Source organism: Bacteroides fluxus YIT 12057, assembly GCF_000195635.1.
Taxonomy (GTDB): domain Bacteria; phylum Bacteroidota; class Bacteroidia; order Bacteroidales; family Bacteroidaceae; genus Bacteroides; species Bacteroides fluxus.
Genome location: NZ_GL882674.1, coordinates 1 through 4,349, shown reverse-complemented (window position 1 = coordinate 4,349; position 4,349 = coordinate 1). Strand labels below are relative to the sequence as shown.

5 protein-coding genes are annotated in these 4,349 nt (G+C 54.6%); all 5 read left to right on the top strand.

The window, feature by feature from the left end; translation table 11 throughout:
- On the top strand, positions 1-686 hold a 686-nt coding region (locus HMPREF9446_RS12585), incomplete at its 5' end, for a DUF3575 domain-containing protein (protein ID WP_245532278.1).
- A 17-nt stretch (positions 687-703) separates the two neighbouring features.
- On the top strand, positions 704-1,609 hold the full coding sequence (locus HMPREF9446_RS12580) for a hypothetical protein (protein WP_148345818.1): 906 nt from the start codon (positions 704-706) through the stop codon (positions 1,607-1,609).
- Positions 1,610-1,679: 70 nt separating this feature from the next.
- Positions 1,680-2,618 carry a fimbrillin family protein gene (locus HMPREF9446_RS12575; RefSeq protein WP_148345816.1) on the top strand — a complete coding sequence of 313 codons (939 nt, stop codon included), beginning with the start codon at positions 1,680-1,682 and terminating at the stop codon, positions 2,616-2,618.
- 51 nt (positions 2,619-2,669) lie between these two features.
- On the top strand, positions 2,670-3,662 hold the full coding sequence (locus tag HMPREF9446_RS12570; RefSeq protein ID WP_009126059.1) for a fimbrillin family protein: 993 nt from the start codon (positions 2,670-2,672) through the stop codon (positions 3,660-3,662).
- Between the two features lie 143 nt (positions 3,663-3,805).
- Positions 3,806-4,349, top strand: a 544-nt coding sequence (locus HMPREF9446_RS12565) for a fimbrillin family protein (RefSeq protein ID WP_009126057.1), incomplete at its 3' end; no start/stop codon positions are given.

Sequence of the window (4,349 nt, the reverse complement as noted above, 5' to 3'; positions counted from 1 at the left end):
GGGTGACGGTACGGGTTACCGTCCCGCATCCTACGGAAGTCCCTGCCGCTACCCGTGCGGGGAATGAAGAGGCAGGGGAAAACGCAATGGAAGACAAGGCAGCGGAAATTGCGATGAAAGATAAAGCACCGGCAATGGAAAAGGCGGCTGCGACGGAGAAAGTGACAGCAGCAGAGGAAACCGGCGCCGTGGAAAAAAACGGCCATACTCTCGCCCTTCGTGCCAACCTGCTGCGCTGGGCAACGCTCACTCCCGACCTCGGTATCGAATGGCGCGTCAGCTGCCACGTGGGTATCCTCGTGAACGGCTCGTGGACGTCGTGGTCATGGAGCGGAAAAGACAGAAGATATGCCCTCTGGAAGGTATCGCCCGAAGTACGCTATTATATAGGAAAGGAAAACCGGGGTTACCTCGGTGTCATGTACCACATCGGCGAGTTCAACTGCAAGCTCGGAGCTACGGGCAGGCAGGGCGACTATCAGGGCGGCGGCATCACGGGCGGTTATCTGCTGGAGCTGAACCGGGCACTAAGTCTGGATTTCCATGCGGGCATCGGCTATACCCGTGCCGAATATGACAAGTACAAGATGACGGACGGCGTCCGGGTGCGCGAAGGCAGTGACAGCAAGGACTATTGGGGCATCAACCAATTAGGCATCACACTGGTATGGAAGTTTAATCAATGATAAAAAATACCGTTCACATGGATAAAATGGACAACCGCACGGACAAACGTGCTATTCAAATCATAAAATTGCAGGGCATGGCAAAGGTGCTAATATTTGCATCGGCGCTGCTGCCGATGCTGGCTTCCTGCGTGAAGGACGAACTGCACGACACGCCGCATCCCGACAAGGGGGCTATCGTGGTACAGATGGACTGGAGCAGCCTACCGCCCGAAGCAGTGGCGGACAACTACATATTGAACGTGGACGGCTACGAGCAGACCGTAAGCGGAACGACCAACACGGTGGAACGCCTTTCCGAACTGGGCGAACACTCGCTGATGGCATATAATATACCCAACGGCATCACCGTAAGCGGCGACATCGCTTCGGTGGACGAGGATAACGGGACACGTGCCGCCGGCAGCCGCATCAAGCCGATGCCCGGCTACCTCTTTTCGCTGAGCGAAACCATCTGCGTGGAGGCGGACGACACGCTGCGCATCACGGCCAAGCCCCGGCAATGGGTGCGGCAGGTGAATATGGAACTGACGGTGACCGAAGGCGATTACGACCACATATCCACCGTCACGGGCACGCTTGCAGGCGTGGAACGCTCGGTAGATATCCGCAAGGGCGAACGGCAGGGAACAGCGGCGGAAGTAAGGGGTACGTTCACGGTGGACGGGAATAAGTGTCGCGCGTCGTTCCGTCTGATGGGTATTGTTCCGACAGAACGGCAGACGCTGAAGGTGGACATCGTTTTGAGCAACGGCGACACGCAACGCATTGTGAGCGATCTCACGGAACAGACGAGTCACTTCCACGACGACAATACGCCGCTGATGCTGACCGGCAACCTGCGGTTACCAATGGAAAGCGGCATGACAGGCAGCATCGAGGGCTGGCAGCAGGCGGACGGCGGAAACACGGACGCGCATTGAGTGAACGGAGAAGGACAATAAAGAGAATGACAGATAACGAAAAAAGAACAAACTATAATACTTAATGAATATGAAAACAAAAGTTTTATTATTGGGAACACTTGCCATCGCACTGGCAGCCTGCAACAACGACGAGAACACCACGATCGACACCGGCGACAGCCGCGCTTTGTTCTCCGCCTCCATCGGGGCGCAGACACGCGCCTTTGATACGTCGTGGGAAGGCGATGACCAGATCGGAATCACCGGCACCAAGACCTATACCAACGTGACGTATCAGACCACCAACGGCGACGGCAACTTCACGGTAGCCACACCGGGCAAAGAAATCTACTATCAGGACGACAACACCGTGAATTTCACCGCCTACTACCCGTGGAACGACCTTGGAGCAGGCGTAACCGAAATCTCCGCCGACACATGGGGACAGTCCGACCAGAAGAATTTCGACTTCCTCCATGCCACAGCCACAGGCAGCAAGGCAAAGCCCAATGTGGCTTTCACGTTCAGCCACAAGATGGCGAAACTCGTGCTGACAATCAAAAAAGGTGCTGACGTGAGCCTGGACGAGGTGAAAGCCGCCGTACTCTTGCTGGAAGGCTTCAAGCACGAGGGAACGTTCAATATCACCGATGGAACGACTGCAACGAAAGACGCCTCGACCGCCGGATGGGAGTTTGCCAATAATAGCGCGGATCCTGCCTACAATGCACCATTCGTGGTGGACACCAAGAACGAAACCGTTGCCTATACGCTGATTTTCTTCCCCCAGACATTCGCCAGTGGCTTGGATTTCACCGCAGAGCTGACCGGGATACAGACTTTCAGCACAACGCTCGACTTCACCGCTGCCAATGCGGATGCAGGCGACTCGGAAGCCAAGAACGAGTGGGTAGCCGGACGGCAGTATAACATGAGCGTCACGCTCCACAAGACGGGTATCACAGTCACCGGATGCACCATCTCAAAATGGGAGGAAGCCGACGGTGGCAACGTGGATGCGGAATAATCCGGAAATAGAAAGAAGAACAAAAAAGTAATAACAATAATTTTTCAGACAATGAAGACAGTAAAGTATTTATTCCTCGCGGCGGCGGCAATGACCCTCGCGGCTTGCAGCAACGATGAGAACGAGATAGACAACGGCCCGGTGGAAGCACGGGTTTCAGCCGCTTTCGGCCCGGTGACACGTACCGTAAACAAGGACAACACATGGACGGCGAGTACGGACAAAATCGGCATCATGGTAACTCATGCACCGACAAGCACGACAGCCATGACCGACCGTTACAAGAATGTGGAATACACGGCGCAAACCAGTGGTAAAAGCAGTGATTTTTCCGCCGAAACAGGAAAAGGAATCTTTTTTCAGGATGCATCGGAAACGGTGACCTTTGCTGCTTACTATCCGTACCAGTCAAGCGCGGATGCAGCCACGCTGCCGGGAACTGAAGGTGTTGTCGAGGTTAATACCCGAGATAACAATACCGCAGAGAAGCAGGCATCCATCGATTTCCTGTTTGCCAGCGGTGCGACGGCCACAAAAGGTAATCCTACGGTATCGTTTTCGGCAAGTAATGAGTTCAAACATAAGATGGCACAGCTAAAGTTAGTGGTTAAAGCCAGTACCGACCACGGGTTTACAGATGCCGAAGCAGCTGATATCTTGGGAACTGCTGACGGAACTTATAAATTAGGCGGACTTGCCCATACAGGTACATTCAAGGTTACGGACGGAACGACGGACGTTACGGGAGATCCGGTTGCTGATTGGGATATTACCAGGCTTGTTCATGGCGATAACCAAAGCACCAAGACCCGCACTTATACCCTGATCCTGCTACCGCAGGACAAGAGTGGCACTCCTTTGACTTTCACCGCCAAAATAGGAGGACAAACCTATACCAACAGTGCTACGATCGCCCCCAATCTGGAAGCCGGAAAGCAATATACCTACACCATCACACTCAAAAAGAAGGGTCTGACAGTCAGCGGATGTACCATCGCGCAATGGGAGTCCGGTAGTAGCGCCAGTGGCGATGCCGAGATGTAATAAGCCGCATCCGTAAACCGGGCACGAAATTCAGCCATCCCGCACACAAGCGTAATGTGCGGAGGATGCAACCCATAGGGGTGGCACACGGGCAGCTTCGCCGCTGCCGGTGGCACAAATGATAATAAAAACAGAAAAATGATATGATGAACCAATCAAATCCATTCCGACATTTGGCGGTGGCGGCCTTTGCCTGCCTGATGGCCGCCTCGTGCAGCGATGTGACGGACGACAGCATCACCTTGCCGGACGGTAAATATCCCATGACGTTCACCGCCAGCGTGGATGGGCTCGCCGCCCCGAACCCCGCCTCCCGTGCCACGACCGATGTGAACGGCCAAACCTCGTGGCAGGAGAACGACCCCGTAGCCATCAGCATGGACGGCGGAGCGAACCATAAAGTGTATAAGATAAGCGATGCCGGTATCGGTGAGATGATTGCCGATGGCGAACCCCTCTATTGGAGCAAGCAGCAGGAAAACCTTGCGGCATGGCATCCGGTGAGTTGCACCATCGGTAGTAACACCGGTAGCGGTGAAGTGAGCATCACCGACCAGCGTTCCGGTTTCGGGACATTGGAGAATATACTGCACGCCCCGGCACGGGATTATACATACAGTAACGGTGGTTCCGTTGCCTGCACCTTCCGCCACGCGCTGGCAAAGGTGAAGGTTGCGCTAAAGAAAG

Coding starts and splice junctions, on each gene's coding strand:
- HMPREF9446_RS12570 (WP_009126059.1), top strand. CDS start 2,670: ATGAAGACAGTAAAGTATTTATTCCTCGCGGCGGCGGCAATGACCCTC.
- HMPREF9446_RS12575 (WP_148345816.1), top strand. CDS start 1,680: ATGAAAACAAAAGTTTTATTATTGGGAACACTTGCCATCGCACTGGCA.
- HMPREF9446_RS12580 (WP_148345818.1), top strand. CDS start 704: ATGGATAAAATGGACAACCGCACGGACAAACGTGCTATTCAAATCATA.